The following is a 2606-nucleotide window of genomic DNA, read 5'->3' as shown; positions in this document are numbered from 1 at the left end:
AGCCGATCACTTTTCGACAAGACTTTATAAGTTATGACAGAACAAATGATTGCAATAATTGCCACTGAAATCAGTGTAAACCTTTTTATTTTGACACTATCTGGTTTTTGCAAGGAGGGCATAACTGCATAGCCAATTAGCATGCCGCTAAGCAGGCCACCCAAGTGTGCCGCATTGTCTATTCCACCTTTAAAACTACCATATACTAAATTATAAACCACAAAAACACTAATGTTGGCTAACAGTCCATTACGCATGGAACGTTCAATATGGTTCGTGCTTAACAAAGCAAGAAACACACCATAAAGTCCAAAGATAGCACCTGACGCGCCCGCACTCACCGTATTATCATGCCACCAAAGGCTTGCCAGACTGGCAATAATGCCGGTAAACAAGTAAGCAACGATGAATTTTGCTTTGCCAAGGAAAGGTTCCAGTAAGAATCCCACGAAAAAAAGCGCATACATATTCATCAGCAGGTGAATAATGCCAAAATGGATAAAGCAATTGCTTATAAGCCGCCACCATTGCCCATTAAGCGTGGCAACCGTTGCATTAGCACCCCAACCAACCATACTTTGACCAGTTGGTTCGAATACCGAAACGCCTGTACACACCATGATTAGAAAAATTAAAATGTTCAGGTCTATTAAAATGGGCGTTATGTAATATCCCTCCCCAGGTTTAAAAAAAGAAAGGAATCCACCGGAAAAGTTATATTTTGGCCTGATATCGGGCTTTAAGGTATCTTCATAGGGTGGCACAAAATCCTTTTTGTAAACTTTATATTTTTGTCGGATTTCCTCTTCGGTAAATGCCGATTTCATTTTTTCAAAGGCTGCTTTATATTGAGAAACAGCACGCTCACTCTGCCCAAAGTCCGTCATCGCAGCAGATATAGAGACACACTGAACATTTGCCGAGTCCTGATTCAATTTGACCGTGATCTCTCCATTCCATGAATATTCGCTATTTTGGGTGTAGGCTATTACACCTGCGTCAGAAATAAACCTGATGCGCCAATTAAGATATTTGATGGCTTCAAAAGCCGCGACAAGAAACTCTTTGTTGGTAAGACCGTTTATTGGCAAATTCTGTTCGGATTTTCCCATAGGATTTTAATCGTATTATTATGGTTGTTAAGAAGAGTGATTCTTATATTTGTGTTGAACGTTAACCATGAACTAGGATCATTACACAGAAACAACATAATAGGGGGATTGTTTAATCAGTGGTTTTTTAACAATTTAAGGACCAGCACAAAGCAAAAAGCCCCAACTTTCGTTGAGGCTTTTCGTGATCCCGCTGGGATTCGAACCCAGGACCACTACATTAAAAGTGTAATGCTCTACCAGCTGAGCTACGGAATCTTCTTCTTTATTTGAAGGAGTGCAAAGATATAATTTTTGATTTAACTTGCCTAATTAATCGGATGGAAAAATAGTCAGACCACGCTTACAAAAGGCAAATAGCTGAATGTTAGTTCAGTTTTTTTATTTAATATTATTTTTTACCACAAAAAGCTGGTATGGAATTCTGAGATATTATAAAATTGCAACCTTATACTGAACAATCTGTTGTTTCGTTGAATATATGGAACATTAATTGCGTATATCATTTCAAATTATAAAGCCGATAGAACCATTTTGCATTATGGGAAAATATTTCTCGGGCAGCATAGCAATTGTTGTCCTGATCTTTACTTTGAATCATGCCGATGCTCAGGATAAAAAAACCGTTCTGATCGATTCACTGATTGATCATGTTTATCAGTTGGGTTTATTTAATGGAAATGTCCTGATTGCAGAGAAAGGGGATGTGGTCTATAAAGGATCTATGGGCTTTGCAGAGGCAGCAAAGAAGAATAGGCTGACAGATCAATACAAGTTTCTCCTTGGTTCTATCGTTAAGGAATTCGGCGCGGTTGGTATTATGATGCTGAGTGAGCGTGGAAAATTAGGTGTTGAAGATAAATTATCTAAATATCTTTCAGAATTGCCTGAATGGGCCGATAAAATGAGTATTAAGGAGTTGCTGCAGCATGCAAATGACAATACCAGTATTATTTTACAGCAAAAGCTGGTCGAAAAACTTACAGGGGTTTCATTTACCCAGTTTACTGCGGATGAATTATTTAAACCAAGTGGAATACATATTCTACCCGCACAGTCCAAGGAGCAGGAGTCTTTTGTAGCTAAGTCTTTTAATAATGATCATCAGCAAGATAAGCTCGATCTCCCTTCTCCCATGCAGGTATATTTTACATTAGATGAATTGTATGCCTGGATACAGCATTTATATCAGCTTAAGTTCATTAATGCCAATTCAGTGAAACAACTTCTTGTTGCGGCAGAAAAGGATAAGCCTTCTGCTTTAGGTTATGGTACAATGGAAGGTGACAAATGGCTTTCTCACACAGATATTGGATCTGTTTCGAATTCTGAGGTTTTCTTTTCTTCAAATATTCCTAAAGGGCGCACGATTATACTAATGAGTAATAATAAAAACATAAAACTATCGGAAATCAACAATATTATTCAATCTATTTTAGACGGAAAGCCCTATAATTTTCCCAAAAAATCCCTGTTTCAAAAAATAGAAAAGCA

General features: G+C 37.8%; 2 protein-coding genes and 1 tRNA gene. 1 reads left to right on the top strand and 2 read right to left on the bottom strand.

The window, feature by feature from the left end; all coding sequences use genetic code 11:
* Together VNZ46_RS19715 and VNZ46_RS19710 are read right to left on the bottom strand one after the other, a co-directional pair.
* Positions 1 to 1112, bottom strand: a 1112-nt coding sequence (locus VNZ46_RS19715; RefSeq protein WP_325561824.1) for a rhomboid family intramembrane serine protease, incomplete at its 3' end; no start/stop codon positions are given.
* Between the two features lie 185 nt (positions 1113 to 1297).
* Positions 1298 to 1370, bottom strand: a tRNA-Lys gene (locus tag VNZ46_RS19710).
* Positions 1371 to 1653: 283 nt separating this feature from the next.
* On the opposite strand from VNZ46_RS19710, the gene VNZ46_RS19705 reads away from it, so the two are divergent.
* Positions 1654 to 2606: serine hydrolase domain-containing protein (locus tag VNZ46_RS19705; RefSeq protein ID WP_325561822.1), on the top strand; the 953-nt coding region annotated here is incomplete at its 3' end.

This window comes from Pedobacter sp., assembly GCF_035566355.1.
Taxonomy (GTDB): domain Bacteria; phylum Bacteroidota; class Bacteroidia; order Sphingobacteriales; family Sphingobacteriaceae; genus Pedobacter.
Note: the sequence above shows the minus strand (reverse complement) of the source record. Positions and strands in the feature narration are given on the sequence as shown.